Source organism: Streptomyces sp. NBC_00876, assembly GCF_045207435.1.
Classification (GTDB): Bacteria; Actinomycetota; Actinomycetes; order Streptomycetales; family Streptomycetaceae; genus Streptomyces.
Window position 1 is genome coordinate 667,838 of the sequence record NZ_CP108800.1, and the last position, 26,765, is coordinate 694,602.

The window sequence follows — 26,765 nt, forward strand, 5'->3', positions numbered from 1 at the left end:
CTAGTGGGCAAGGGTGGCGTAGACGACGAGGTTGTCGAGGTACTCGCCCTGTGCCCGGTCGTAGGGGCCGCCACAGGTGATGAGCCTGAGTGCCGGTGGACCGGTGGTGGCGTAGACCTGGCTGTCCGGGAAGGCGTCCTTCTCGTAACTCCGCAGTGCCCGGACCGTGAAGGCGAGTTCCGTGTCGTCGTCGCGTCGGATGGTTATCCGGTCTCCGGGCCGCAGTGAGGACAGGCCGTAGAAGGCGGCCGGTCCGGTGGCGGAGTCGACGTGTCCGACGAAGACGGCCGCGCCCGGGTCACCGGGCCGCGGGCCGTCGCTCCACCATCCGACATCTGCCGGGTCATCGGGCGCGGCAAGCCTGCCGTCCTGCTGGACCCGTAGGCCGGTGAGTGGTTTGTCGAGTCCGATCGAGGCGATACGCAGGCGCTGGGGTGGTGCCGCGGGTCCGGTGCTGGTCGTGGTGGTGTCCGACCCCGGCTGGTCGGGGAGTTCTCCTATGTCGACGTCCCTGATGGCGTGGGTTGTTGAGGGAAGCAGGGCCCAGGTGCCGGCGCCGCCGAGTCCTATGCCCGTGGCGACAGCGACCGCTGCGGCTATGCGGCGGCGACGCTTCGGGTGGTGTTCCGGGGCGCGCAGCGGTCGCCCGCCCTCGGAGTCCGAGGGCGGGCGACCTGTGGTGGCGGGGCCTGTCATGCCTGGTTGGCGCGCCGCCGGCGCAGGGCCAGCGCTCCCGCACAGGCGAGGAGTGCTCCGCCGCCGACTGCGGTGGCGGCCGCGACGGGGAATCCGTCGCCGAAGGCGGTGCCGCCGAGTCCCGCTCCGACGCCGCCGTCGGGGTGCAGGGAGTCGGCCTGGTTGACGGCTGCGGTGTTGGGCAGCGCGACGTAGGGGAAGGAGGTGCCGGGCTGACGGTAGGGAGTGTCGACCGCGTCGCCCGCTGCGAGTCCGGCCACGATCTTGCCGGTCTGCGCGGCGCCTTCCAGAGCCTGGAGTTCGATGTCGACGACGTCGTCGTTGAGCCGGCGGCCGTTGGGGAAGCCTCCCAGGTCGTTGGCGAGGACGCCGAGCCGGTTGGGCTTGGCCGTGACGGGCACGGACATGTTCAGCCGCAGTTCCTCGGCCGGCACGAACGCGGCCTTGTCGACATCGGCGTTCAGCAGCTGGGAGTTCAGGTCCGCCTTGATCGGGCCGCATGCCTTGCAGATACCGGTGAGGAAGATCTCGACCAGGTCGTTGCGCGGCGTGGCCGGGGCCGGGATCCCGTAGATGCTCTGGATCAGCTTGGGCACGATCGGGTCCTTGACCTTGTCCACCACCGGCGTGACCGAGGCGTCCTTGTCCGGGCTCAGAGCGTTGAAGGCGTCCTTGTACTTCAGCGGCACGACCACCTCGTTGACCAGTGGGTTACCGAGGCGTGAGACCTGACGCCAGTCGGACTCGCTGCCCTGGTCGGGTGCAGTGTCCTTGTCCGGCCCCTTGGCGTCCCCGGTCGAGGACGACTCCCCGCCCTTGCCGCCGGCACCCACCACGGCCGCACCCTTGCGGTCGGTGGTGGACCAGACGCCGATCACGGGGTTGCGGGTGGCGTCGCCCTTGAGGGCCAGATCCTTCTTCGGCACCTGGAGGGCGATGGTGTTGACGTTGTAGCCGGCGAGCGTGTTGTGCCCGGTCTCCTTCAGATTTCCGCCGTAGAGGAGGTCGAAGATCCGCAGGTCCAGGAAGAACGGATCGGACGCCTGCCCGGCAAAGGACTGACCACCGTTCGGCAGGTCGAGAACGGCCTGCTTGCGCAGCGAGGCATAGTCGGGCATCGACGCGATACCCACGTTCGACGGGGCCGCCGGGGCGTCCTTGAGGAGCGTCTTGGTGTGTCCGCTGCGGTCGGTGGCCGTCAGGGTGTACGTCTGACGGAAGTTGAGGGTCGGGTCGTCCAGGTTCTTCACGACACCGGTGTTGTAGAGGAACTGATCGGCGTCGTCCCGGATGTGATCGGTGAAGGTCCAGGTGTACGTGGTGTCGGACTTGCCGTCCCCGTTCCCGTCGATCTTGATGTTGTAGCGGGCGTCGTTGGCGAACGGGTAGAAGTTCGGCCCGCCGTTGGGCTCCTCGAAGGGAATCCAGTTGGCGACCAGCGTGACCGTGTCCGGCTTGTCGGGACTGGTGAAGGCGTAGACGTCGGTGTTGTCGGCCTTCGGGTCGCCCGACGTCAGGGGCGCCTCGCGGTGACTGGAGGCGGAGCTCGTGGCGGGTGCCAGGCCGGTGAGCGCCATCGCGCTGACCAGGGCGAGCGTTCCTGAGACTGCGAGCGCTCGTTCGAGGCTACGAGCCGGGCGTTTCGATCGTGCGGAGCTGCAGGACTGCATGGGCCATCCGTTTCCGGTGAGAGCCGCGGCCCTCCGGAATCTGAAGGTGGGCGGCTGGGAACTGCGCTCGAAGAGCCACCTGGCAGCAGCCGGGCTCAACCCGGGCGAAACCCACGCGGCAAACGTCACACAATGTGACTAAGAGCTACATAAAGGGCACCATGCGTGAGGGGTCCTCGCACGACGGAAGAGCCGAACGAGGACCGGACAAGCACTGCCCTCTGCCCGCCAGAGGGCACTGTGAGCCGCGCGGGTGACGAGGCGGCCAGGACGGGCGCGCACGGAGAGCAAACGGGTACCACTGTGGTCCGCCCGTTCGGGCGGACCACCCCTCAGACTGCAGGCTGCGCCGGCCATCCAGGCGTGCCCCTGCGTCCCCGCCGGAGGCGAAACGGATGAATTCCCTGCTCGGACGTCGTCCAGCGGTGACCGCTCACCGAGTCCTCGCGCAGCGTGCGGCCCTGGTGACCACCGCCGCGCTCTGGCTGCTCGCCATGGCCGCACCCGCAGCCGAGGCACATCCCCTCGGTAATTTCTCGATCAACGAGTACGCCGGATTCACTCTCCACCCCGACCACGTCGACGTGCTGGCGGTCACCGACACAGCCGAGATCCCCACGCTCCAGGCCACGCCGGCGATCGACAGCGACGGTGACCGTCAGGCGAGCAGCAGCGAACGCACCGCCTGGGCCGCCACCCAGTGCGCCGCGACCTCCGCGAAGCTCAGGGTCACCGCCCCACGCCGCCTGGTCTGGACGACGCGGTCGGCGACCTTCCTCTTCCAACCGGGCCAAGGCGGTCTGCGCACCGGCCGGCTGGAGTGCCGGCTGCGCGCACCGCTGGATCTGACAGCGGGGCCGGTGACCCTGCGGGTCGACACCGGCGCCGACCGCAAGCGGGTCGGCTGGCACGAGATCACCGCGACAGGAATCGGCACCCGCCTCCAGAACTCCACCGTTCCCCGGACCTCACCCACCCATGAGCTCCGCAGCTACCCGCGCGACCTCCTCTCCACGCCGCGCGGCGACACCACGGCGCAATTCACCGCGCGCCAAGGCAGCCAGACAGCAGGAACCCTCCTCCGCAACACTCCGAACGCGGGACAAGGCGGCGGTCTCACAGGCCGCGTCGAAGCTCTGTCGCAACGCCTCACATCGATGACCGGCGCACGCGACCTCACCCTCCCGATCGGCCTGCTGGCGGTACTGCTCTCACTCGTACTCGGCGCAGGCCACGCGCTCCTGCCCGGCCACGGCAAAACCGTGATGGCGGCCTACCTCGCAGGCCGCCGCGGCAGCATCCGCGACGCCGTCACCGTCGGCGCGACCGTGACCATCACCCACACCGCCGGCGTCATCATCATCGGCCTCTGCCTGACCACCTTCTCCTCCCTGGCCGGCGACGCGGTCCTGAACTGGCTCGGTGTCATCAGCGGCGCACTCGTCACCCTCGTCGGCGCCACACTCCTCAACGACGCCACCCGCCGCTCCCGCCGCAATGCAGCCGCTACCGTTGCACGCCCGGCTGAAGTGCCGCCGCTGGCCATGGCCGGCGCCGGTGCGCATGGCCACGCATCCGCGACCACGGAGATGCCCCACGCCCACGGTCACACTGTCCACTCACACGAACCACACACTCGCTCCCACGGCCACGGTCACCATCACGAAAGGCGGCAACGACACGGCCTGTTCGGACACGGCCACCACCACGCGCACCCCCACTCACCGGCCGAAGACGGCACACAGCCCTTCACCACCCGCGGTCTCATCGGCCTGGGCGTCGCCGGCGGCCTGGTCCCCAGCCCTTCCGCGCTCGTGGTACTTCTCGGTGCCATCGCACTGGGCCGCACAACCTTCGGCGCGGCACTCGTCCTCGCCTACGGAATCGGCATGGCGGCCACCCTCACCGCCGTCGGAATCCTCCTCGTCAAGCTCGGCAGCCGAGCCGAATCCCTCGGATCCCGCCCCGCGTTCGCACTCCTGCGCAGGATCGCCCCCTACACCGCGCTGCTGACCGCGGCACTCGTCCTCGTCGTGGGACTCAGCCTGGTCGCGCGCAGCCTTCCCCTTGCCCTGTAGTCCGTGGCCAAGCGCCTGCGGCAGCGACTCCGGCCCGGCAGCCCAGAGTTCATCGACGTGCACCGCCACCCGACGGGACCAGGCACGACGACCGCCCCGACCTGGCTGGGCGGAGGCGGTCAGGGCGCGCGTCTTGGTCGACTGGTACCCGGACACGCGCAGCGCGCATACCGAGGGCTGAATCATGCACACGTGCCATCTCAACCGGGCTGGTTGGGCGAGAGTTACAGGCAAGTACGCTCGCTCACCCGGCTGGCAGGCCTCCACCGTCACCGATCCACTGGTACAGGTGATCTGGCGCAGCAGGACGCCGGGGGACGACACCCCCGGTGCGTGTCCGCGCTCGCGGTGTCCCATCGCGAGGGCGTCGAGGAGAACCACCGTGCCTGAGGGGGTTCGGAAGGTGGTCTCCGGGGCCAGGGTCTCGGGTACGTAGTCGGCGGGTGACCTCGCTCGGTCCGCGGGGCCGGATCGTCCAGTGCCCGGCCTCCTCGTCGAGCAGACGAGCGAAGACCGCTGGACTGTCGAAGCGCGGAAGACACAGCCAGTCCACGGAACCTGCCGTGGACACCAGCGCCGCCGAACGGCAGTCCGACAGCAGTGCGTAGTCACCGATCGGGCGCGTGCTCACGTTGGTCCTGCCTGCCGAGCGCGGATGGGGCCCGATCCCAGTGGCCTGGTCACGGGGCGGACTCGTGGCCAGGAGCGCCGTTGTCAGGCCCCGGCGGTGTCACGCCGGATCTGCCCACGCCCGTCTGCGGTGTGGGGCGGGAGCGCCCCATACGGATCAGCAGGGTGAGTGCGGAGATCGCGAACAAGGCGGCGGTGATGAGTAGCCAGCGGCCGAGGTACACGTCGGTGGAGAGCGTCGTGTACAGGGTGAAGCGGTGGCTGACCCGCTGCAGGATCAGGGGAAAGTAGGTCAGGAACAGCACGCCGGAGAGGAAGACCGGGACCCGGACGTAGTTGATCCAGCGCATTGCCGGGCGGAGAGTCTCACCCGGCGCGGCAGGTTCCCGGCGCTCACCCAGCAGGGTCTGGGCGGCGCGGTCGGTCACGGTGTAGAGGGGCAGCAGTACCAGGTCGTGCAGCAGGGCCGCACCGACGAACCAGAGGACCACCTTCCACGGCTCGGCACCGGACAGCAGCCTGATCCCGGCGTAGCCGGTCAGCGCGAAGGAGCACAGCACCAGGAGCAGATGCAGCGGTGAGGCTCCGTAGAGACTGCGGAAGCGGTTCATACGTTCTCTCCGAAGGTCAGCCTGGTGACCCATTTGGTGTTGTGGACACCCGGATTGGCCGGGACGATGATCCGCGCCGGGTAGCCGTGATCCGGTGACAGATCGGCCCCGTTGACCCGCAGGGCCAGCAGGGAGCGGGGGTCGCGGACCTGGTTGTCGCGCAGTGTGGTCGAGCGGAAGGAGCCGCTGAGCTGGGCGGACTGGACGAAGACGCCGGGCGGGTCGTGGGCGAACCCGACGAGGGCGGCCAAGTCGGCCAGCCGGACTCCGCTCCAGTCCTGGTCCTCGGTGGACCAGCCCTCCACGCAGGCGATCGGCAGCGCCGCACTGTGCTGCGGGAGCGCCAGGACCTCTTCACGGGTGAGGATCCGCTCGCGGCCCCCGCCTCGAACGACCAGACGCCAGGCCGCGCCCGTGTCGACGGCACGGATGCCCACGCTGGCCGCGGTCTTGTTGATCTGGAAGCCGTTGGGTCCGGAACCTGGATCCTGGCTGCGCGGCGCGAGCAGCGCGGTGGGCCGAAGCCAGCCTCCGATGCTCTGCCCGGCCGTCACGGCGAGCAGCGCGAGGGAGCCGGCCCCCACCATTCCCAGCGCACCGCGGCGGGACATGGTCGGCGCGGCAGGGCGAGGGCTGACCAGACCCGTGGAATCCGAAGGAGAGCTCTCGCCGGCCTTGGGCCGGCTACGCAGTTCCTCGCGGAGACCGCCGCTGCGCAGCATCCGGACCATGAGCGGAATCCGGAACGCGATGTGGACGACGAACGCGCCGATGAAGACCCAGGCCCCGTAGAAGTGCAGCGGGTAGAAGGAGCCGGGAAAAATGTAGTCCAGCTGGATGTTGAGTACCCCGGTGGCGAATTCGAACAGCACCCCGCCCACGAGCAAGAGCACCGAAATCCGCTCCAGCGCGTGACTGACGGACTTCACCGGAGGCCAGGAGAACAGCTTGGGGACCACCGACCACAGCTTCGCGAGCAGCACCGGGATCAGCACGATGCCAAGCGTGATGTGAACGCCCTGGGTGAGCCGGTAGAGCCAGTACGGATGAGTGGGCCAGGAGAACAGATAGAAACCCAGCCAGCCCCGGTCCGGAGTCTTGTCGTTGGCACCGAGGTCGGGGTTGTACGCCGCGTACGAAAGCAGTCCCGTGACGAACATCAGCGTGATGCCCACCAGCAGCACCGCACCGAGCACCGACGTCAACCAGGGCCCGCGCAACGGGCTGCGCCAGAACCCTGGCCGGGTCGGACCGGACGGCGGCCCCTCCCGCAACAGCCCCTCCAGACGGGCCCGCGGCAAGCTCTTCGCCACGGCCACCGGCCGTGCGGACGAGCCGGTCCTCGGCGCGGAGGATGCATAGCCAGTGCCGGCATCTCCATCCCCGTTCGGCGGGCCGGCCGAGGAGAGGCGGCCGCTACCGCTGCGCGGGCCCTCTTCGCCTCCATCAGGGGGCGGGGCCGGGTTCCGAGCCTGACCGGGACCACCGGTCGGTGCGGCTCCGGCCCGAGGCGGCGGCTCGTGGACGCCGGACGTATCGGGACCGTCCGCGCTTCCATGCCCTGCGTCCTGGGGCCTCGGGCCCTGGTCTTGCGAGTCACCCATGAGATTCCTTGTGCTTCATCAGACGGAAGATCACCGAATGGCATCGCACAGTAACCCTGGAATTTGCATCCGCCGCGTTCCTGAGGGCAGCCGTAATAATTTGTTCCCCAACCAGCTCGCACCAGTCGGTTCTACTTATCAACGCGAGATCCGAAAACCCGAACTTCCCCGTATGAATGGGTGACGAGACCGTGTGTGCAGGAAGAGCCCGGGCCCCGCTGTGCGACCGTTGGCAACGTGACGGGAGCAAAGAATCAGCCTGATCGTTCCCCGGGCAGTGACGCAATCTCAATCGCCAGCCGATCAGCCGGCCGCGCCGGGGAGTCCGCTGTCATTCCTGTATCGGCACAGCCTGACGCCCGGACTTGCAGCTCAGGACTTCCAGACCGTCGTGAGTACAGCGGAGTCGCCTGAGACCAGCCCTGGTCCCTGGCACGAGGAGACCTACACGGTCGCCGTAACCTCGGGGCTTGGCCCTCTCTGCCTGCAGTGCGCGGACGGGGCACGTTTCCCTTTGGACGTTGAGCGGTGGTCCGGCACCGCCGACGCCGCAGACATGATCGCCAACCGGACTCCCGACACGGGTCCCTGAGGCCGTCGCCTGAACGGTGACAGGGCAGTGTCCTCACCGCTCCCGGGCGTGAGCGCGAAGCGGGTTCGTGAGGGTCAGGGCGTAACCGGGTCCTGCACGTCGAGGCCGTGGGAGGCGACGAGTTGTGCGCTGCTGTCGGCCAGCTGGTCGCGCAAGCCCACGACGGCGGTCCGGCCGGCGGCGACCTTCTCGGCAAGCACGCGGGAGCGGTCCAACAGCAGGTTGGTGGTGTTGCTTACGTGCTCGGCGATGATCTGCCCGGGCTGCACCCGTCCAGCCGCCCTGGCTGCCAGGACGCTGGGAGCCATCCGCTCGACGACGTCCCGGACGTATCCGGCCGGTACTGCGCCGTTCTCCAGAACGGCGCACGCCGCGCCAACCGCGCCGCAGGAGTCGTGACCGAGGACGACGACCAGCGGGCAGCCCAGCAGATCCAGACAACAATCACTGGTACCCCTGGGTGGAAAGGCAGCTGGACAGCGGCGGAGCGGGATTCGCCGGTTCGTCTGGGAGAGACAGGGGAAGTGAGGGTGCCCACAGCCCGGCTCACACCACCCCCTTCTCAGACTCCCTGGAGATACCCAGCGATCCGCTCTTCCATCGCGATCGTCACCTCGCTGTACGTACCCTCCACACCGGCCCTCCAGTCTGCGCGACCGACCTGTCACCCAACCCTGCAGCAGACCCGCTAGCCGTTCTGAGGGTGTGGGTACTCGACCCTGGACGATGAGCTCTGGATGCTGATCGAACCGTTGCCCCCACCGTTGCGAATCGCCTGTGGCTTGGACGGGCAGCTACCTCAAGTGCACCTTCGCAGCGAGCACTTCACCCTCCCGCATCATCCCAACCGTGATACCACAGAGGGGGATTGTCAGGTCGACTGTCGAACGGGGTGATGTGGTGGCTGTGGGCTATCTGGTGAGCGTGGTGTTGGCCGTACTCATAGTGGTGTTCTGTCTGGCTCGCATACGCGGGCCGAAACCGCTCTTCTACTTCAGCTACCGGCTCGGACTGGTCTTCAATGAGATCCCGCACGTCGCTCTCTACGCGCTGGTGGCCTCGACGGCACTGGCCTTCTCCGAGGGCGACATCACCACGACCTCCGACCGGGTGAACGTCGGGGTGGCAGTGGCCGCGGCTGCCGGGCTTGTCGTGGTCACCCTGCGCGGAATGCGGGCGGCGTCCGTGGTACGTGTCGCCTTGGACGACGCGCTCGGTGCCCGTACGGGGACGCACCGTCGGCCGCCGCTGGCACGCATCCTGCTCAGGCCGGTCTTTCGCCGCCGCCGTGACGTCAAACGGGTGGGCAACCTCAGCTACGGGGACGGAGGCCGCCGCAACCTCCTCGACGTCTACCACCACCGCTCGCGCCCCGAGGGCGGCTCCGTGATGATCCACTTCCACGGTGGCCACTACGATCAGGGCCGGAAGAACACTCAGTCGCTGCCCCTGCTCTACCGGCTCGCCAGTCAGGGCTGGATCTGCATCAGCGCCAATTACCGGCTGCGGCCCGACTTCCAGCATCCCGCCCATCTGATCGACGCGAAGAAGGTCATCGTCTGGGCTCGCGAACACGCAGTAGAGTACGGCGCGGCTTCCGCGGCGGCCGTGTTCGTGACGGGGAGCTCCGCGGGTGGGCACATGGCAGCGCAGGCCGCACTCACCCCCAATGAACCGGCCTACCAGCCCGGGTTCGAGGAGGCGGACACCTCTGTGACCGCCGCCGTCGCACTCAACGGCTTTCTTGCGGAGTACTTCGACGGAGACCCGGCGACCTCGCCGGTGAACCTCGTCCGGGCGGATGCGCCACCGTTCCTCATCGCCCACGGGGACTTGGACGAGATGGTGGACACCGAGAATCCCACGGCCCTTGTCAACGCTCTGCGCTCCGTTTCCACATCGCCGGTCGTGTACGTCGAACTGCCCGGCGCCCACCATGCGTTCGACCTCTTCCACTCTTTCCGGTTCGAGGCGCTCATCGACGGGATCGAGGACTTCGCTGCGTGGGTGACGGCCCGGAAAAGCCGGGCCTAGAGCTCGTAACAGGGACTCGTTGATGTGGGCTGGTTAGGCGTAACCGGTGTGACGATTCGGCCGTTCGTGAGGGTGTGGGTACTCGACCGTGGATCGTGGACGATGAGTTGTGGGCGTTGATCGAGCCGTTGCCGCCGCGATGGCCGGATCGGTCGCCGGGACCGCGGCCTGTGTCGGACCGGCTCTGCCTGCAGGGCATCCTGTTCGTCTCAACAACGACATAGCCTGGCAACTGCTGTCGCTGAAGCTGGGGTTCGGCTCGGGACAGACCTGCTGGCGGCGGCTGGACCGGTGGCAGAAGGCAGGGGTTCTCGACCGGCTGCACCGGGTCCTGCTCGCCGAGCTGAACGCGGCCGGCGAGCTCCACTGGTCGCGGGCGTGCGCAGCCCGACCGTTGCCCGAAGCTTCGAGGAAGTCCTCGGCTGGGCTCCGGGCAGCATCAAAACCACGCCGTCCGAGGCGATGGGCCGTGAGCCATCGGCCGACTCGGCCATGGACCTCGAGTAGGCGCGCTGGTCAGGGCTGGCTTCCGGGCGATTGCTGTCGTGGCCTGGTGAACAGTCCCGGCTCGGTTTCGGCAAGGATTCCGCGCCGGGTCAAACGCTTCAGTTTGATGCGGACGTTGTTGATGTTGTTCGGTGCGAGGTTCAGGTCCATTGCCTCGCACACGCTGCGCGCTCGCAAGGGGGCGTCGGCTTCGGCGAACACGGCCATGATCTGCTGGTGGGCGGGGCCGTCCGGCAGGGCCGCAGCCGGCGCTGCCGGCGCCAGGGGCGCCTCGTCGGCCAGTTCCAGGAGCGTGTTGCGGGTGATCGTGATGTGTTCGGCGGCCTGGGCGAGTCCGTCCAGCAGCGTGGTCAGCTGCGCGATCTGCTCGTGAGCGGCCTCCGCTTCCACGGCGATCTGCCGCTCGCGGACCTCCAGGCGGGCCAGCAGGGCGTCGAGGGTCTGCTGTGTGTCGCTGCTCACTCGCCGCGCCAGGACGGGGTGGAGGTGCCCGTCAGCCGACGGGCCATCACGTCGCTTGGGCCTTGACCCCTGATGTTGAACACACGAGACACTGGATCCTGCGGATCTGAGAACGGACATCTCGTGGTCATGAAGAACTACCCGCCGCAGTTCAAGACGGACGCGGTCGCGCTGTACGAGTCGCGGCCCGAAGCGACGATCAGGTCGGTCGCAGCCGATCTGGGGATCAACCCGGAGACGCTGCGGAACTGGGTTCGGGCAGCCGGGGTGAGCCGTCCCCGGGGACGGCGGACGCAGGAACCCTCTCAGCAGCCCACGCCGCTGGAGGCGGAGAACGCCGCCTTGCGGAAGAAGGTCAGCGAACTGGAGGAGGAACGCGAGATCCTGCGCAAGGCGGCGAAGTATTTCGCCGGGGAGACGCGCTGGTGAACCGCTTCCAGTGTGTCGCCGACCTCCAGCGCCGTCACGGCGTGAAGCGGCTGTGCAGCATCCTCGGCGTGAGCCGCTCGAGCTTCTACTACTGGCGCCGGACAGCCGCTGACAGGGCCGCCCGGCAGACGGCCGACGCACAGCTGGCCGTCCAGATACGGGCGGTGCACCAGGAATCGGACGGCACCTACGGAGCCCCAAGGATCACCGCCGAGCTCCGCGAGATGAGCGGTGAGGCGGTCAACCACAAACGCGTCGCCAGGATCATGCGGGCGTCCGGGATCGAAGGGGTCCGGTTGCGCCGCCGGCACCGCACCACCGTCCCCAATCCGGCTGCGGCCAAGGCCCCGGACCTGATCGGCCGCGACTTCACCGCGGACAAGCCGAACACGAAGTACGTCGGCGACATCACCTACCTGCCCATCGATGGCGGGAAGTTCTGCTACCTGGCGACCGTCATCGACCTCGCCTCGCGACGTCTGGCCGGCTGGGCGATCGCCGACCACATGCGCGCGGACCTCGTCACCGACGCCCTGGCCGCGGCGATCCGCACCCGCGGCAGCCTCGCCGGATCGATCATGCACACCGACCACGGAGCCCAGTACACGAGCAGGGCCTTCGCCGAAGCCTGCAGGTCAGCAGGGGTCCGGCGAAGCATGAGCGCGGTCGGGTCCAGCGCGGACAACGCACTCGCCGAGTCCTTCAACGCAACCTTCAAACGCGAGACCCTGCAAGGACGAAAGACCTGGCCGACCGAGCGCGAGGCCCGACTCGACGCCTTCCGATGGCTCCACCGCTACAACACCCGACGGCGACACTCCCGCCTCGGACAACGATCACCGATCGCCTTCGAGAACGCCCTCCACCGCTCACCAACTACGCTGGCACAAGCCGCATAACCCGTGTCCAGGATCCGGGGTCAAGGCCCGCTTATCGCCCAGTACACCCGTGACTCGGCCGAGGCCGGGCGGTGTTCGTAGTCGCGGACCAGCCTGCGGTGGAGCATCAAGATCCCGTTGGTCTGCTCGACTCTCCAGCGGATCGGTTGCGGGACGAAGCCGCGGTCGGCCGGGTTGCGCTCGACGATCTCCACCGCGATGCCCAGGCCGGCGCCGTAGTCGACCACGGTCTCCTTGAACCCCTGGTCCACCAGGGCCTTCATCACCGTGGAGGTCCCGGTGGCGACCATGTCCAGCAGCGCGGTGCCGAAGACGTTGTCGTGTACGGAGGCGGCCAGTACCACCACGGCGATCACCAGGCCCAGCACGTCAACGGCCAGCCCGCGCTTGCGGCCCGGAACCTTCTTGGCGGCGTCCCGTCCGGTCGTGGCCGCGGGTACCCCGGCAGCGGCATGCAGGCTCCGGGTGTCGAGCACTACCTGGCTCGGGTCGGCTCATCGTCCCCGGCTCTCACGCACCTGCCGGCGCAGCAGGTCATTGATGACCTCGTCGGTACCGTCGTCGCGCCATTTGTAGAAGTAGTACTTCACCGCGCCAGGCGGTGGCAGGTCGTGGGGCAGGTAGTCCCATTGGCAGCCGGTCGGGGACTGGTACAGGAGCGCGTTGACGATCTCTCGCATCTCGTAGTTGCCCTGCCGGGAGTCCCCGCAGCCACACGATCAGGCGACACCGAACCGGACATCAGGCCATTTACCGCCCTCTGAGACTGGACCGTTTGATCGTCGAGCCAGGTCGGGCCGGTGTTCACGGCTGGCAGAACGGCGCGGGTGTGCCTCTGAAATGCGGCGATAGTGCCGGATCAAGCAACCTTTTGCCCTGTTGTGATGTGACGCGCCGCCCGGGAACAGAACTGGCTGGCGCTACACCCCCGAGCGCCGCTCGACGGTGTACCGGACCCGCCGCCGGGCCGAGGAGATCCGCCGGTTCCAGGGTCGCGGCGCCGAGGTAGGCGCAGCCCCCACAGGGCTCGCGGGCGATGCGTCGTCGAACGGGACGTATGCACTGAGCATCGGCAATCGTGGTTCCCGAACCCGGGAGTCGGGCACGGGGCAGCTTCGGTCCTTCTCTCGTCGTCGGGAGCGGATCCCAGCACTTCTCGCGGCTGCTCCCCGCCTCAGTCCGTTGTCTCGGTCGCCAGCTCTCCCGCGCGCACGTACTCGTGCAGCAGCGGGCGGCGGTCGTCGGCGCGCCAGGCCAGGGCGAAGCGGCTGGGCGAGATGCCCCTCACCGCACGGGTGATGACTCCGCCGAGAGTGATCAGCGGGGTGTTCCCGGCCGCCAGCAGGACCACGCCGAGACCCGCGACGAGCGCCTCGTACGTCTCCTCGGTGCTCGCCACCTCCGCGCCGATGAGTGCCGGCCTCCCGCCGCGGGCGTCGGTGGCAAGCCAGTAGTCCCGCAGCGGCCCGGCGCTGTCGGGCAGCGCGAGAAACGGCTCGTCCAGCAGGTCGGTGAAGTCGATGATCTCCCGGTCGGCGAGCGGGTGAGTGTCGGCCATGGCGACCAGGCGGGGTTCCTCGGCGACCACCACCCACCGGTAGCGGTCCGGATCGGGCAGCGGGAGCCAGACAAACGCCGCGTCGCACGTGCCGTCGGCGAGCCCGGCGGTCGAGTCGTGCCAGGGGACCTGGCGAAGTCTGAGGCGGGCGTCGGGGCGCGCGGCGGTGAAGCGGGAGCGGATCGCCGGCAGCACGCCCCCGCGCCCCGGGCTGGTACTCATCCCCACGACGAGCACGGCCGCCTGGTCGGCCACGACCCGGGCGACTGCCTCCTGGGCTGCCTCCCACTCGGCGAGAATGCGCTGAGCATGCGGCAGCAGCGCTGCACCGACCGCGCTCAGGCGCACTTCGCGCCGGTCGCGCTCGAACAACGCGGCCCCCACCTGTTTCTCCAGCATCCTGATCTGCTTGCTCAGCGCGGGCTGCGAGACGTACAGCCGCTCGGCTGCGCGCGTGAAGTGCAGCTCCTCGGCCACTGCGGCGAAGTACCTCAGGTCCCGTGCGTGAACGTCCATAACCATCGGTTATCACAGCGGATCTTGGACGGGCAACCGGTATGCCTTGCAAGGTAGTTCACACACGGACCGCCGAGAACAGCGGATCACCCGCCACAAGGAGAAGAACATGAACAAGGTATGGCTGGTCACCGGGGCGAGCAGCGGGTTCGGCCGGGCGATCACCGAAGCGGCGGTGGCTGCGGGCGACATCGTGGTCGCCGCCGCCCGCCGCACTGCGCTGCTCGACGACCTGGTCGCCGCGCACCCGGACCAGGTCGAGGCGCTACCGCTGGACGTCACCGACATCGCGGGCGTCCAAGCCGCGGTCGACGGCGTGGCAGCCCGGCACGGCCGGATCGACATCCTGGTCAACAACGCCGGACGCGGCATGGTGGGGGCGGTCGAGGAGACCACCGACGCGGAGCTGCGGGATCTGATGGACCTGCACTTCTTCGGCCCGGCGGCGCTCACCCGGGCCGCGCTGCCGCACATGCGCCGCCGGGGCTCGGGCGCCATCGTGCAACTGACCAGCATGGGTGGGCGGTTCGCCTTCGCCGGAGTCGGCGCCTACTGCGCCACCAAGTTCGCCCTGGAGGGGCTCTCCGAGGCCTTGGCCGCCGAGGTCGTCCCACACGGCATTCGGGTGCTGATCGTCGAGCCCGGCGCGTTCCGAACCGGCTTCGCCGGCGCCGCAGCACTGCGGCCCTCCCCGGCCCTGGACGCCTACCAGGACACCGTGGGTCCCGTCCTTTCTGGGCTGCCGGGCGGTAGCGGCCAGGAACCCGGGGACCCGGCCAAGGCCGCGGCCGCCATCCTCACAGCTCTGGACGCCGACGAACCGCCGCTGCGTCTGCCGCTCGGCAACGACGCCGCCGACGCGATCACCGACCACCTCGACCGTGCCCACGCCGAACTCCGCTCCTGGGAAAAGCTCACCCGCTCCACCGACTTCGACGACTGACACCTCCTGCCGCCTCCGCCCCTGTTCCCGCCCACCGTCTCCACGCAGGCGTGGCGGAACGCCCAGGCGGCGGGCGCTGCGGACGGTGTGCTGCCCATACGGGGCGCCTGCTCGGCGACGCGTAGCTTCCGGCTGCGATCGTCGCGACGCGCTCCGACCAGCTCATTCCGGCCCAGTGATGACAGCGGCCTGGGGTGACGGCAACTGCCCACACAGGCAGCAGGCTGGCCGCACGTACCGCTACGCCCGGCGGCGGAGCCCTGTCGCACCCGGCACGTGGCTCCCCGCTGCAGGCCGGTCTGTCCGTGGTCGCTCCCTGGCTTCCAGTCTCGGTCGCATACGTTCAAGAACGTCTCAGGAGTGTTCTGATGAAATCGCTGCTCAAGTCCTCCCCGGCCGCCCGCACCACGGGCTCGGCTCCGGAGGCGGCCCGGGGCGGATCCTCCACGGTGCTCGGTGCCGCCCTGCTGGGCTTCTTCCTCATCTCGCTGGACGCGTTGATCGTCACCGTCGCGTTGCCCGACATCGGCCGCAGCCTTGGCGGCGGCATGTCCGGCCTGCAGTGGGTGGTGGACGGATACACGCTGATCTTCGCCGCCCTGATGCTCTCCGCGGGCGCACTGTCCGACCGCATCGGGGCCCGGCAGGCGTATGGCGGCGGCCTCGTGCTCTTCGGGCTGGCCTCGGCCGCATGCGGGCTGGCGCCCAGTCTCGGCGGGCTGGTGGCGGCGCGGCTGGTGCAGGGGGGCGCGGCGGCGGTGATGATGCCGGCGTCCCTGGCGCTGGTCCGGCAGGGCTTTCCCGACCAGGCGAAGCGGGCCCGGGCGATCGCCATCTGGACCGTGGGCGGCGCGGTCGCGGTGGCGGCCGGGCCGGTACTCGGCGGGGCGCTCACCGCGACCGTGGGCTGGCGGTGGATCTTCTTCGTCAATCTCCCGGCGGGCCTGCTGGCGCTCGCCCTGCTCACCCGCGTGCCCGCCTCCCCACGGCTGCCCGCGCGACTGGACGTGGTCGGGCAGCTGACGGCGGTTGTCGCAATGGGCGCGCTGACGTACGGCGTGATCGAGGGTGGCGACAAGGGCTTCAGCCGGCCGCTCGTGGTGGTATCGCTGCTGGTGGCCGCGGCCGCTGCAGCGGCCTTCCTCGCCGCTCAGGCCGAGGGCGCACACCCGATGCTCCCGCTGCCGCTGTTCCGCTCGCGGGTGGTGGCGGTGTCCTTGGTGGTCGGATTCATGCTCAACGCCGCCTACTACGGCGGGGTGTTCATCTTCAGCCTGTATCTGCAGCAGGAGCGCGGGCAGTCCGCCCTGTACGCGGGCCTGATGTTCATTCCGATGACGGCACTGGTCGCCGTGGTGAACCTGGCCTCAGCGAAACTGGCCTCGCTGTTCGGCCCGCGGGTGCCGATGATGGCGGGACAACTGATGGGGACAGCCGGACTGCTGGCCCTGCTCACCGTCGGCCCGCACACCAGTGTGTGGGTGGTGGCGGCGCTGATGGTGCCGGTCGGCCTCGGCGGGGCGCTGACGGTGCCGGCGCTGACCGCCATGCTGCTCGACGCGGTACCCGCAGACCGGGCAGGCACGGCGTCCGCCGTGCTCAACACCGGCCGCCAGGTCGGCGGAGCGATCGCGGTGGCGGTCTTCGGGGCGCTGCTGGCAGGGTCGGACACGTTCCTGGCCGGCATGCGGTGGAGCATGCTGATCGCGGCGGCCGGGCTCGTACTGACGGCTGGCGCGACGCTGACGCTGCCGCGGGACGGGCGCCGGGGTGCGGAGGCGTAGGCCGGGCGGTGTGTCACGGCAGGGCCGCACATCTCCTCGCCACCGGAACGGTGCGGACCGAGCTTCAGCGGGTGCCGCTGGAGCAGGCGGCGGCCGCACATGAGTTCGGCGAGCACGGCCGCCTGCGAGACCAGCTTGTTCTGCATACCGCCTGACCGGAAGTCCATCTCATCGAGTGGGGTGAACTCGAGGTGGACCTGGACGAAGGCAACCTGGCGCGGGCGCAGCGCCTGCTTACGCGGATCGCCGCCCACCGTCGCCGACATCACGCAGGCCCGCGATGCCGGCCTGGTCGACTTGCTCGCTGACACCATTGACCTGCAGATCCTTGCCGACGCCGGATACCAGGGCCGCGCGGCGCAAACCTACGGTCAGGTCGTCACCCCGCCACGCAAGCGCCGCGGCAGACACCTCGAGCATCTGCAATGGCTGATGGCACACCACGAAGCCGCACGCTTCGCCCACTCCTCAGCTTGGATGCCCGTGTGCAGCACGAAGAGGATGCCGCACAACACCTGTCGGTCCGGCAACGGCTTCCGTCCCGGGTGCCGAAACCGGCGTTCCTTGCGTGGCAGCAGCGGTTCCATCCGCTCCCACAGGTCATCCGACACGCTCCACGGCGAAGTCCCCATGCCCGAACAACGCTGCACTTCTGACGCGGACACGGCCACCAAGGCCGATCCACCTCGCTATGCACCGGAGGACAGCCGGCTCACGGCCTGGGCCCATGGCTGAGGCTCGACCACGTCGTCCCTGTCGAAGGCGTCCTCCTCGAACCAGCCCGTCCCCGCGAGCCATGTCTCCAGCCACGCTGCGAGGCTGGCGGAGTCGAGGAACCAACACTGCTCCCACGATCCGCCGCTATACGGGTTCGGCTCGAAGAGCAGGACCTGACCGTCCTCACTGAGACAATCAACGCCTGCGTACATGGCACAGCCCCAGGTCAGGATCGGTACGACGCCTTCGGGCCACTCCGGGTGCTCCACTCCAACGGACGCCTCACGTCGCGTCAGGTATTCGCCAACGACGCTGGAGCCCGAACCAAGCAGTGGCAACAGTCGATAGTCAGGGCCGAAGCCGCCGTCAGCGACCTCGCGATACAGGCGCGCAAGTAGGGGATGCAGCGCGATGCCCAGTTGCCCCTCGGCCTCCGCGATCTGGGCTTCGTCGACAGGCTCGGGAAGGTCCTTACTGTCCGATGCGGCCCGGGTGGCAACACGTTGCACAAGGTCATCAATATCGGTCATGGCCGTGATGCTGTCAGAGCCCACTGACACGTCGACGGTCAGGACCGCCGGGCGGACTGGTGGGCGACAGGATGTTCAGAGAAGCTTGCGTCCACTGCTCTCTTCTGCGTCCGGACCCCGCCCAGCGTGAGCGCCTCGTCGAGATCCGCGACAACCTCATCGCCCGCATCACGGAGGCAGAACAACAAGGCTGGCTCGGCGAGATCGAGGGGCTCCAGGTAAGCCTCACCGGGGCGGAGTCCAAGATCCGGCAGATCGACGACTCCTCGCCCGCATCTGGGCCGCCCGTGCACCTGGGACTCCCTACCTCGCGGAAGTCGCAAGTGAGTGTCTGGAACAGCGTTCAGGACGCAAGGGCTGATAAGGACACGGACGTGCCACCTACGGCGGGACGGACTCGGCCGACGAGGAACAACAGCGGGGGGTGGCTTTGACGTTTGGCGCTGCCTGGCCCGTTCTGCCTGGGTAGGGCGGCTTCCCCCTGAACCGTGGACACCGCCTGCCAGCGTCTGCGGTCGGCATAGCCGTTTGTTCGCATGAGCTTCTCCCTCGTGTGATCAGCCATTCGGACCGCCCCGGCTGCAGCGGCACCGGCTTGCGCCGAAGGTGGCCGTATGGCAGCGCAGAGCCCGGGCGGCGATCTCGGGGGGCACTCGTCCGTCGGTCTCCGCGGCATCGGAGGCAATATGAGCGGGCGATCGGCGCTACTGGTCCTCGGGGTGCTGGTGCTGCAGACCGCCTTTGTGCTGTCGTGCATCGGCGCATTCCGCGATCACACCGCGCACCGCATTCCACTGGCCGTCACGGGCCCCACAACGCGGATGGCCGACGACGCGTTCTACCGGCTCGCACTCCTCCCCGGCGAGCCGGTCGATCCGCGCCGGGTGGCCGACGAGGCCGCGGCACGCAAACAGATCCGCAGTCGCGAGGTGGACGGCGCGCTCGTCCTTGCCCCACGCGGCAGCGCCGACCTGTTGCTGGTCGCCGGCGGGGCGGGCCCCGTGCTCGCCGGGCAACTCGCCTCGCACGTCGTCGCGGCCGAGAAGCTCCACGGGCGCACTGTCCGCGTCCAGGACATGGTCCCGATTGCATCGGGCGACCCACGTTCCCTCTCCTCCTTCTCGCTCGTCGTGGGCTGGTGTGCGGGCGGCATCCTGTGCGCGTTGGTGCCGGCATTCGGGGCCGGCTGCCGGCCGGCAGGACCGCGCCGCACTCCGGTTTACATGGGTGTGCTGCTGATGTACTCAGTCCTTGCCGGGCTACTCGGTGCACTCGTCGCCGGGCCCCTTCTGAACGCGGTACCGGGAAACTTCTGGGCGCTGTGGGGGCTCGGGTCCCTGCTGGTTCTCGCGGTCGGAGCGCTCACACTCGCGCTGTACGAATTGGCTGGAGTGCTGGGAATCGGTCTGGTACTCCTGCTCGTGATCGTCCTCGGCATGCCGAGTGCGGGTGGGGTGTACCCCACCGAGCTGCTGCCGGCTCTCTGGCGAACGCTCGGCCCGTCGCTGCCGCCCGGCGCAGGCTTGGAGGCCGCCCGCTCGATCGGCTATTTCCGTGGCAACGGCGCCGCCGGTCCGTTGTGGACGCTTTCCGCCTGGGCGGCCGGCGGCGCGGCGGTGGCCCTGCTGTGCGGAGTCCTCGGGTCGCGGGCTCGCGCTCCGGCGGGGCGGGCCGGTCGCCGTTCCTGAGCCGGGAGTCACCGGCACAGCGCCCCGGCTCGTGAGCGCTCACCACTCGTCGTCGCCCCACTCGTCGAGCAGGGCCTCGCCGTCGAGACTGCTGTCCGGCACTCCGGCGCCGAGCGACTGCTCGGCCCAGATGACCTTGCCACGTGCGGTGTAGCGGGTACCCCACCGGTGCACCAGCCGGGCGATGATGAACAGGCCGCGCCCGCCCTCGTCCGTGCTGGCAGCCCGACGCACGTGTGGGGCGGTGCTGCCACCGTCGGCCACTTCGCAGATCAGGGTGTCGTCGTTGTGCAGCAGCCGGAGCCGGATCGGCGGGGCCCCGTAACGGATCGCATTGGTGACGAGTTCACTGACGATGAGTTCCGTCGTGTACGCGGCGTCCTCCAAACCCCACCCGTTCACCACGCGGGCGGCCTCCGCGCGGATTCCGGAGACAGCCGTCGGGTCGTCGGAGACGTCCCAGTCGGCGACGCGGCCCGGGTCCAGGAGGCGGGTTCGGGCGATGAGCAGGGCCACATCGTCTGTTTGCCTGGCAGGCAGCAGCGCATCGAGGACCGCTTGGCAGGTGGCCTCCGGGCTGAGGGAACCTGGCCGCTCCAACGTGGTGCGCAGGAGCTCCATTCCGACGTCGATATCGCGGCCTCGCCGCTCAATCAGGCCGTCGGTGAACAGGACCAAACTGCTCCCCTCGGGCAGCACCAGATCGGTGGTCTCCACCGGCAGGCCTTCGCTGATTCCGAGAGGCGGGGACCCGGGAATCTCCGGGAAGGTGACGGTGCCGTCCGGAAGAACCAGGGCTGGGCCCGGATGGCCGGCCCTGGCAACGGAGCAGTGCCCGGCAGCCGGGTCGTAGATGGCGTAGAGGCAAGTGGCCCCGGAGACTTCGACGTCGCTCGCTCCCTCCATGTCGAGGCGGCCGACGAGGTCGTCGAGGTGGGCGAGGAGTTCGTCCGGGGACAGGTCCAGGGCGGAGAAATTGTGCACGGCGGTGCGCAGCCGCCCCATGGTGGCGGCGGCATGCAGGCCGTGTCCTACTACATCGCCGACCACCAGTGCGACCCGGGCTCCGGACAGTGGGATGACGTCGTACCAGTCCCCGCCTACGCCCGGCTGAGCCGGGAGGTAGCGATGGGCCACCTCCAGAGCGGAGTGCACAGGCAGGACACGCGGCAGCAGACTGCGCTGAAGGGTGACCGCCATGGCGTGCTCACGGGTGAAACGGCGCGCGTTGTCGATGGCCACAGCTGCTCGGGCTGCCAGTTCATCGGCGACCGACAGGTCCTCCGGTTCGAACGGGCCCTTGGCCTTGCGCCAGAAGTCGACGCTGCCCAGCACCACACCGCGTGCCTGCAACGGTGCGGAGACCAGGGAGTGGATGCCGTAGTCCAGGACCGCACGCGCCCGTGTCGGGTCCTGGGCGGCCCAGCCATCGGAGGCCGAGAGGTCGGCCGCCAGGACGGCCCGCCCGCCGGTCACACCGAGCGCCTCAGGACTGCCGGGAGGGAACTGCAGCATCTCCCCCACCGGGAAAAGGGGATGATCGTCGCGGATTCCGGCGATCGCCGTGCGGCGCATGCCGGTGACGGCTCCTCTGGGTTCCTCTCCGCGCAGTACGGGATCCAGCAGCTCCACGGTGACGAAGTCGGCGAACCGAGGCACCACCACGGCCGCCAGTTCCTCGGCGGTGCGCACCACGTCGAGGGAAGTACCGATGTGCGTTCCGGCGTCGAAGAGCAGTTCCAGCCGCGAACGTGCCTCTTCGACCCGGCCCGCCAGCTCACGCAGCTCGGTCGTGTCGCGCAGGGTGACCACGCTGCCCCTCGGGCCCACTCCGCCGTCGACGGTACGGAGGTTGACGACGAGCAGCCTGTCTCCGGTGGCGTGGACCTCGTCGCTGGCCGTCCTGCCCGAGGCCAAGAGCTCCGTGGTGTCCGCGGCCAGGCCCAGGTCGGTCACCTCGCGCTGCTCGGCGTCGCGCGGCAGGTCGAGCAGGCGTCGTGCCTCGTCGTTGGCCAGCGTGAGGACGCCGCGGTCGTCGATGATGAGAACACCTTCTCGTACCGAGTGCAGGACCGCGTCGTGATGCTCGTACATCCGTGTCATCTCGGCGGGCCCCAGTCCACGGGTCTGGCGGCGCAGCCGTCTACTCACGACCGCCAAGCCGGCCGCGGCCAGCAGGAGTGCCCCGCCTGCGACCGAGAGGAGGACCGGCAGCTGGTGCGCGACCATCTCGTTCACGCTCTTGACATAGATCCCCACCGAGATCAGTCCGACCACACGGCCCTTGTCGTCGAAGACAGCGACCGTCGTGTCAACGGCTCGCCCGAGCGCGCTGTCGAACGTTTCCTGGAAGGGCTTGCCCGTGAGCGCGGGCTCGAAGTCACCGGTGACATGGCCGCCGATGCGGCTCGGGTCGGGATGCGACCAGCGGATGCCCTTCGGGTCGAACGCGACGACGTAGCCGACGTCGGCGTCCTTGCGCATCTTCTCCGAACTGGGTTGCAGCACCAGGGTGGGGTGTTCCGACTGCATTGCCGTGGCGGTGCCGGGTGCGTCCCGGAACGCCACGGCCACGGCCAGCGACCTGTCCCGCGCCTCTTGAGCGGCGTGCTGCTGGGACTGGACAACGAGCACCAGCAGAGTAGCGGCGACGAGCACGATCGCCACGACCACCTGCAGCAGGAACACCTGTCCCGCGACACTCCGAGGGACCAAGTTGGGGAACCGGCGAGGACGCCAGGTTCGGGACCGCCTCTGATGCTCATGCTCACCCATTGACTCAGCATCATCGAGGACGGGTCCGCAGAGCGGCTGGCCGCGCCGGTACACAGCACGACCTCACACGAGGGAGCCCACGGTCCACTGGCAGTACCGACGGCGGGCGGGAGGGCCCGGACAAAGCCGTGGACAGTTGTTGCCCGGCCCCGCCCGTTGGTGGGTGGGCGCGGCTGCCTGCACACGGGGCTTTGGCCCTGGCCGGTCAAGAACGTCCGCTCCAGGCCATCGGATTTCGCCCGTAACTGCACCTTCAAGGCGCTGGTGAGCGCCTCGACGTCGCCGGCGGCACTGCAACGGCACCGTCGCCCTTCTGTGGTCGTGGCCGCTGTCCGCCGATGGCACTGGCCACCAGCCCCAGGGCCTGCGACTGTCGAAACTGCCGCACCACAACACACTGGACGGAAAGCCGCCTGCTGGCAGCGTCGCCCCACCCATCCCGTGATCTTCCACTCGGACCCGCGGCTGCCAGTACACCAGCCGGCAATTCGCCGCCCTGGCGGCCGATTTCGGGGTCCGGCTGTCAGTCGGCCGCACCGGTCAGTGCTGGGACAACGCGCTCGCCGAGTCGTTCTTCTCGACCATCAAACGCGAACTGCTCGGCACCTCCGCCTGGCCCAGCCGGGCCGCAGCCCGCACCGCGATCTTTGATTTCATCGAGGGCTGGTACAACTTGCACCGACTGCACAGCAGCCTCGGCTACCTCAGCCCCGCCGAGTACGAGACCGCACTCGCAGCCTGACCATCACACCAATGGTGTCCGTCATAGCGGAGCAAGCTCAGTCCTGGACAGCACGACACTATGGCGTCGTGGCGAAGCGGCTCCTCGCCATGACGGCGGCCGCCGTCTGAGCGACCCAACGTTCGAGGGACGGTCTCCGTGAGACCGCCCCTCGAGTACCTCATGGCCATTACACCGCGACTGCGTCGCGAAACTCGCAGGTCAGGCAACGACGTGCTACTGGTGCGCTACGAGATGGTGAAGGTCTGACTGTTGCCGCCATCCATGGGCCGTTGTTCGAACTGGCTGCCCTGGGTAGCGCCCGCGGTGAGATAGAGCCCGCTGTAGCGGTTGGCGATGCGCACGCGGCCGTTACCGGCGTCTTCCAGGATCCACTCGTCGTTGGTGTACGTACCGGGGGCGTAGGAGTGCTGGATGATCTTTGCTCCGGCGGTCTGGGACGCGTCGCTCACGACCAGGTCCTTGCCGCTGTTCTGGTTGACGATGCGCACGTAACCGTCTCCGAGTGACTTGAACTCGAAGCGCTGGTTCGATCCGTTGCCGCTCGGCCAGCGGATGACCGGAGCATGGTCGGCCAGGCTGCCATTGCTCACGTCGATCACGTCGCCGGTTCCGGCAACGGTCACCTGTCGGTAGCCGGTCGGAACCGGCACCACCGGGCAGTCGACCTCGATCGTGGCGGGTGTGCCGTTGGTCGGTCCGTGCTGGCTGGTTGTGACGGGCGTGATGGTGGTGGTGCCGGCGGCCTTGGCCGTGACCTTGCCGTTCTGGTCGACGGTGGCGACAGCCGGGTTGCTGCTCGTGTAGGTGACCGAGGGCAGCAGGGGCAGGATCTTGTCCGCGCCGTTAGTGGTGATCTCGTCGGTGGTGACCTGTGCGAGGTCGGTGGAGTCGAGGTCGGCGCGGAGGTTCAGTCCGTTGTCGAAGTTGTTGTCCTTGATGACAGCACCGGACGATCCGCGGTAGGAGAACAGGGCCGTGGAGTAGGGCGACGTGCTGGTGGCCGCACGGACGTCGGTGGTGCCACCCAGGGCGACGCAGGTGTGGTCGGCGTGGGCGGTGAAGGCGGTGTTGCGGTCGAGGCGGAAGACGTCATTGCGTTCGAAGGTGATGCCGCTGACGCTCTTGGCGTCGAGGAGCCGGACGTTGCCGATCCTGAAGTCGTTGTCCTGGATGCGGATGTTGCGGTGCACAGGCTGGGTGGCGTCGAGGACTTGGTTGGTGGGCTCGATGAAGATCACCGGGCTCACGGGGCGCAGGAACGTGTTGTTGCTGATCAGGACGTCCTGGACGGGACCGGACTCGTACCACTGGTACGCGTCGGAGGAGATGAAGATGCTGGCCATCTGATTGCCGTCAAACACATTGTTCTTGATGACGACGGGCTTGCGGGTGGTTACCAGGATGCCGCGGGTAGGGATGTTGACGAAGGTGTTGCCGCTGATGTCGACCGTGGGTGTGTAGGTGGTGTTCTCCACCACGAAGTTCCCGGCGGTGACCGAGGCGGGGATGGCCTGGTCGAAGGTGACCGTCATGGTGGTTAGCGACTTGTCGTGGTCCCGGCCCGTCGGCCCGTCGACCGAGACGACCTTGGCGGTGATACCGGGGACCGGCGCCATGGTCCGCTTGTCCACGATCTCCACGCTGTCGCCGGGATAGAACTGGGGGAACCCGGCGCTCTGGGGGTGCTTGTATGTGAGAGTGAGCGCCTTGTCCGTGGGGCGGCCGGTGACCTCGACGTAGGTGCCGTGGATGTTGATCGCGTCGTCGTGGGCGCCGTCGAAGATGTTGTTCCTGATGTTCACCGCACCCTTGACGCCGGACATCTGTACGAAGTCCGCGAAACCAACCGTGCTGCGCCCAGTGGCTGGGTCGGTGCGGAACTCGTTTCCCTCGAGGGTGATGTTCTCGCTCATCTGTCCGAGGAAGCCAAATCCATGCAGGTAACGGGCCTTCAGGCCCCGTACGACGACGTCCTTCGACTCCCAGAAGAACGCGGAAGCGGTGTCCCGGGTGTCCTCACGCATCTGATAGACGAGGCCTCGGTCGGCCGGCTCCGCTCCGGTCGAGTAGTCGATGCGCAGCTTGTTGCCTCCAAGATCCGTCATCGAGGCGACATTGGTGAACAGCGGATTGGCGCCGCGCCAGGTGCGCTTCGCCGCCGGGTCGTGAACCTGTGTGTAGCGCATGCCGTTGACACCGGACCAATAACGCTCACCGGTCGCCGGGCTCTTCTCCCCCAGCCATGTCACCTGGTTGTTCGCCACGGTGAAGCCGTTGCCGGGCGGGACGCTCAACACCCGGTACCCGCGGCCGTCCGACACGCCCGTCTCGCTGACGGCGGCATCGACGACCTTGGGGGCGGTGACGTCGAAGCTGAAATCGCGGACGGACACGTTCTGGGAGCGGATGGCCGCAAACGTGGTCATCAGCCCGTGGAACTGCAGATGCGAACCACCGCCGTCGATCGTGACGTCACGCATGTCCTCGACGAGGATACCGATCCGCTTGTCCCGGAATCTCTGGTCGGCACCGACGGTATTGGAGAGGTACAGCTCCCTCGTCTCGGCCTGCTCCGGATAAATCTGGTAGGTCCCGCGCGGGAACAGTACTCGCACCGGCCCCTTCACAGTCTTCGCCTGGCGCAGGGCCTTCGCCACGGCTACGGCGCTGTCGTGCTTGCCTGTGGGGTCGGCACCGAACGTCGTGACATCGACGACTGTCTCGGTGGACTGGGCTTGTGCGTGCAGCGGTGCGGCGAGCAAGGCGCCTACGGTGGCGGCCAGGAGCGCCATCCACGCCCGGCCGCGAACGCCCTTCCTGGACAAGAGTGATCTGGTGCAGGCGGGTACTGGTGGAACGTCGCTGTCCGGCGACATGAAATGGGTCTGCACGAAGATCTCCAATGAGAGTAACAGTCGTGATCATGACAATGGAGCGCGTATGCAGCCAGCCTGACGGGACTGCGCCTTCATGGAAGCGGCCGTCGGGGACCGCGACGTGAAGCTGCTTCATCGGCACCCGTCCCGCCCTCCGCACCGACGGAAGCGGTCCACGCGGAGGCGGGTGGGCGTCACGCCACAGGACGTGGCTGGCGTGAGGGCGGGGCCTTGCCCGTCCGAGGCCAAAGCTGCGACTGCGCGTCACTGGGGCAGCCCGACAGGGTCTTCGCCGTTGCGACGTTGCTGGATGACGACGGCGGTGGCGAGGAGGGCGCCCTGGGCTACGTTCCGCCGGAAGGTGTTGGCTCCTTCGACGGTGAGGCCGTTCAGGCCCTACGGCAAGCACCGTGAAGACCTC

18 protein-coding genes and 5 pseudogenes are annotated in these 26,765 nt (G+C 68.6%); 9 read left to right on the forward strand and 14 right to left on the reverse strand.

Features of this window, described 5'->3' with window-relative positions; genetic code table 11:
• Both OG782_RS02930 and OG782_RS02935 read right to left on the reverse strand, forming a co-directional pair.
• Positions 1-696: a class F sortase gene (locus OG782_RS02930; protein ID WP_406447817.1), complete on the reverse strand. Its 696-nt coding sequence runs from the start codon at positions 694-696 to the stop codon at positions 1-3.
• Entirely contained in the window at positions 693-2,366 is a 1,674-nt protein-coding gene (locus OG782_RS02935) for a DUF4331 domain-containing protein (RefSeq protein ID WP_406447818.1), read from the reverse strand. The genes OG782_RS02930 and OG782_RS02935 overlap by 4 nt, the downstream gene beginning before the upstream one ends.
• A 425-nt stretch (positions 2,367-2,791) precedes the next feature.
• Between OG782_RS02935 and OG782_RS02940 the strand changes: the two genes are divergently transcribed.
• Positions 2,792-4,444 (forward strand): nickel/cobalt transporter, encoded by a 1,653-nt coding sequence (locus OG782_RS02940; protein ID WP_406447819.1) that lies wholly within the window; start codon positions 2,792-2,794, stop codon positions 4,442-4,444.
• A 244-nt stretch (positions 4,445-4,688) separates the two neighbouring features.
• Here the strand turns inward: OG782_RS02940 and OG782_RS02945 are convergent, their stop codons facing one another.
• Genes OG782_RS02945 through OG782_RS02955 form a run of 3 tightly spaced genes read right to left on the reverse strand, consistent with a single transcriptional unit; the run spans position 4,689 to position 6,860 of the window.
• Entirely contained in the window at positions 4,689-5,075 is a 387-nt protein-coding gene (locus OG782_RS02945) for a trehalase-like domain-containing protein (protein ID WP_406447820.1), read from the reverse strand.
• A gap of 49 nt (positions 5,076-5,124) precedes the next feature.
• Entirely contained in the window at positions 5,125-5,685 is a 561-nt protein-coding gene (locus OG782_RS02950) for a hypothetical protein (RefSeq protein WP_406447821.1), read from the reverse strand.
• Entirely contained in the window at positions 5,682-6,860 is a 1,179-nt protein-coding gene (locus OG782_RS02955) for a molybdopterin-dependent oxidoreductase (RefSeq protein ID WP_406447822.1), read from the reverse strand. The genes OG782_RS02950 and OG782_RS02955 overlap by 4 nt, the downstream gene beginning before the upstream one ends.
• On the opposite strand from OG782_RS02955, the gene OG782_RS02960 reads away from it, so the two are divergent.
• The gene (locus tag OG782_RS02960; protein WP_406447823.1) at positions 6,853-7,047 is read left to right on the forward strand and encodes a hypothetical protein; all 195 of its coding nucleotides are present in this window, start codon (positions 6,853-6,855) and stop codon (positions 7,045-7,047) included. The two genes, OG782_RS02955 and OG782_RS02960, sit on opposite strands and share 8 nt — an antisense overlap.
• A 908-nt stretch (positions 7,048-7,955) precedes the next feature.
• Here OG782_RS02960 and OG782_RS02965 read toward each other — a convergent pair.
• Positions 7,956-8,312: pseudogene (locus OG782_RS02965) on the reverse strand (carbonic anhydrase); the annotation flags it as partial.
• A 469-nt stretch (positions 8,313-8,781) separates the two neighbouring features.
• Between OG782_RS02965 and OG782_RS02970 the strand changes: the two are divergent.
• Together OG782_RS02970 and OG782_RS02975 are read left to right on the forward strand one after the other, a co-directional pair.
• On the forward strand, positions 8,782-9,915 hold the full coding sequence (locus tag OG782_RS02970; protein ID WP_406447824.1) for an alpha/beta hydrolase: 1,134 nt from the start codon (positions 8,782-8,784) through the stop codon (positions 9,913-9,915).
• A gap of 92 nt (positions 9,916-10,007) precedes the next feature.
• Positions 10,008-10,297: pseudogene (locus tag OG782_RS02975) on the forward strand (transposase); the annotation flags it as partial.
• Between the two features lie 134 nt (positions 10,298-10,431).
• Here the strand turns inward: OG782_RS02975 and OG782_RS02980 are convergent.
• Positions 10,432-10,884, reverse strand: a complete 453-nt coding sequence (locus OG782_RS02980; RefSeq protein WP_406447825.1) for a hypothetical protein — start codon at positions 10,882-10,884, stop codon at positions 10,432-10,434.
• 123 nt (positions 10,885-11,007) lie between these two features.
• On the opposite strand from OG782_RS02980, the gene OG782_RS02985 reads away from it, so the two are divergent.
• A protein-coding gene (locus tag OG782_RS02985; RefSeq protein WP_406447103.1) for an IS3 family transposase occupies positions 11,008-12,212 on the forward strand; the annotation gives its coding sequence in 2 pieces (ribosomal slippage) (positions 11,008-11,299 and positions 11,299-12,212; 1,206 coding nt in all).
• 29 nt (positions 12,213-12,241) lie between these two features.
• On the opposite strand, the pseudogene OG782_RS02990 reads toward OG782_RS02985, so the two are convergent.
• Positions 12,242-12,907, reverse strand: a pseudogene (locus OG782_RS02990) (IS5 family transposase); the annotation flags it as partial.
• A 479-nt stretch (positions 12,908-13,386) separates the two neighbouring features.
• Positions 13,387-14,292: a LysR family transcriptional regulator gene (locus tag OG782_RS02995; RefSeq protein WP_406447826.1), complete on the reverse strand. Its 906-nt coding sequence runs from the start codon at positions 14,290-14,292 to the stop codon at positions 13,387-13,389.
• A 103-nt stretch (positions 14,293-14,395) separates the two neighbouring features.
• Here OG782_RS02995 and OG782_RS03000 point away from each other — a divergent pair, with 103 nt between their 5' ends.
• Both OG782_RS03000 and OG782_RS03005 read left to right on the forward strand, forming a co-directional pair.
• A complete protein-coding gene (locus OG782_RS03000; protein WP_406447827.1) occupies positions 14,396-15,229 on the forward strand; it encodes an oxidoreductase in 834 nt (277 codons plus the stop codon).
• Between the two features lie 368 nt (positions 15,230-15,597).
• Complete coding sequence (locus OG782_RS03005; protein WP_406447828.1) at positions 15,598-17,013, forward strand: MFS transporter; 1,416 nt, start codon at positions 15,598-15,600, stop codon at positions 17,011-17,013.
• A 234-nt stretch (positions 17,014-17,247) separates the two neighbouring features.
• Here OG782_RS03005 and OG782_RS03010 read toward each other — a convergent pair whose 3' ends face one another.
• The 3 genes and pseudogenes from OG782_RS03010 to OG782_RS03020 all read right to left on the reverse strand — a co-directional run bounded on the left by OG782_RS03010 (position 17,248) and on the right by OG782_RS03020 (position 18,260).
• Entirely contained in the window at positions 17,248-17,439 is a 192-nt protein-coding gene (locus OG782_RS03010) for a hypothetical protein (protein ID WP_406459469.1), read from the reverse strand.
• Between the two features lie 41 nt (positions 17,440-17,480).
• Positions 17,481-17,698, reverse strand: a pseudogene (locus OG782_RS03015) (transposase); the annotation flags it as partial.
• Between the two features lie 4 nt (positions 17,699-17,702).
• Positions 17,703-18,260, reverse strand: a complete 558-nt coding sequence (locus OG782_RS03020; RefSeq protein ID WP_406447829.1) for an SMI1/KNR4 family protein — start codon at positions 18,258-18,260, stop codon at positions 17,703-17,705.
• Between the two features lie 614 nt (positions 18,261-18,874).
• On the opposite strand from OG782_RS03020, the gene OG782_RS03025 reads away from it, so the two are divergent.
• A complete protein-coding gene (locus tag OG782_RS03025) occupies positions 18,875-19,948 on the forward strand; it encodes a DUF3533 domain-containing protein (RefSeq protein ID WP_406447830.1) in 1,074 nt (357 codons plus the stop codon).
• 39 nt (positions 19,949-19,987) lie between these two features.
• Here OG782_RS03025 and OG782_RS03030 read toward each other — a convergent pair whose 3' ends face one another.
• Entirely contained in the window at positions 19,988-22,723 is a 2,736-nt protein-coding gene (locus OG782_RS03030; protein WP_406447831.1) for a SpoIIE family protein phosphatase, read from the reverse strand.
• A gap of 444 nt (positions 22,724-23,167) precedes the next feature.
• Here OG782_RS03030 and OG782_RS03035 point away from each other — a divergent pair.
• Positions 23,168-23,465: pseudogene (locus OG782_RS03035) on the forward strand (transposase); the annotation flags it as partial.
• A 227-nt stretch (positions 23,466-23,692) separates the two neighbouring features.
• Here OG782_RS03035 and OG782_RS03040 read toward each other — a convergent pair.
• Positions 23,693-26,293: an RICIN domain-containing protein gene (locus OG782_RS03040; RefSeq protein ID WP_406447832.1), complete on the reverse strand. Its 2,601-nt coding sequence runs from the start codon at positions 26,291-26,293 to the stop codon at positions 23,693-23,695.
• Positions 26,294-26,765: the final 472 nt, after the last annotated feature.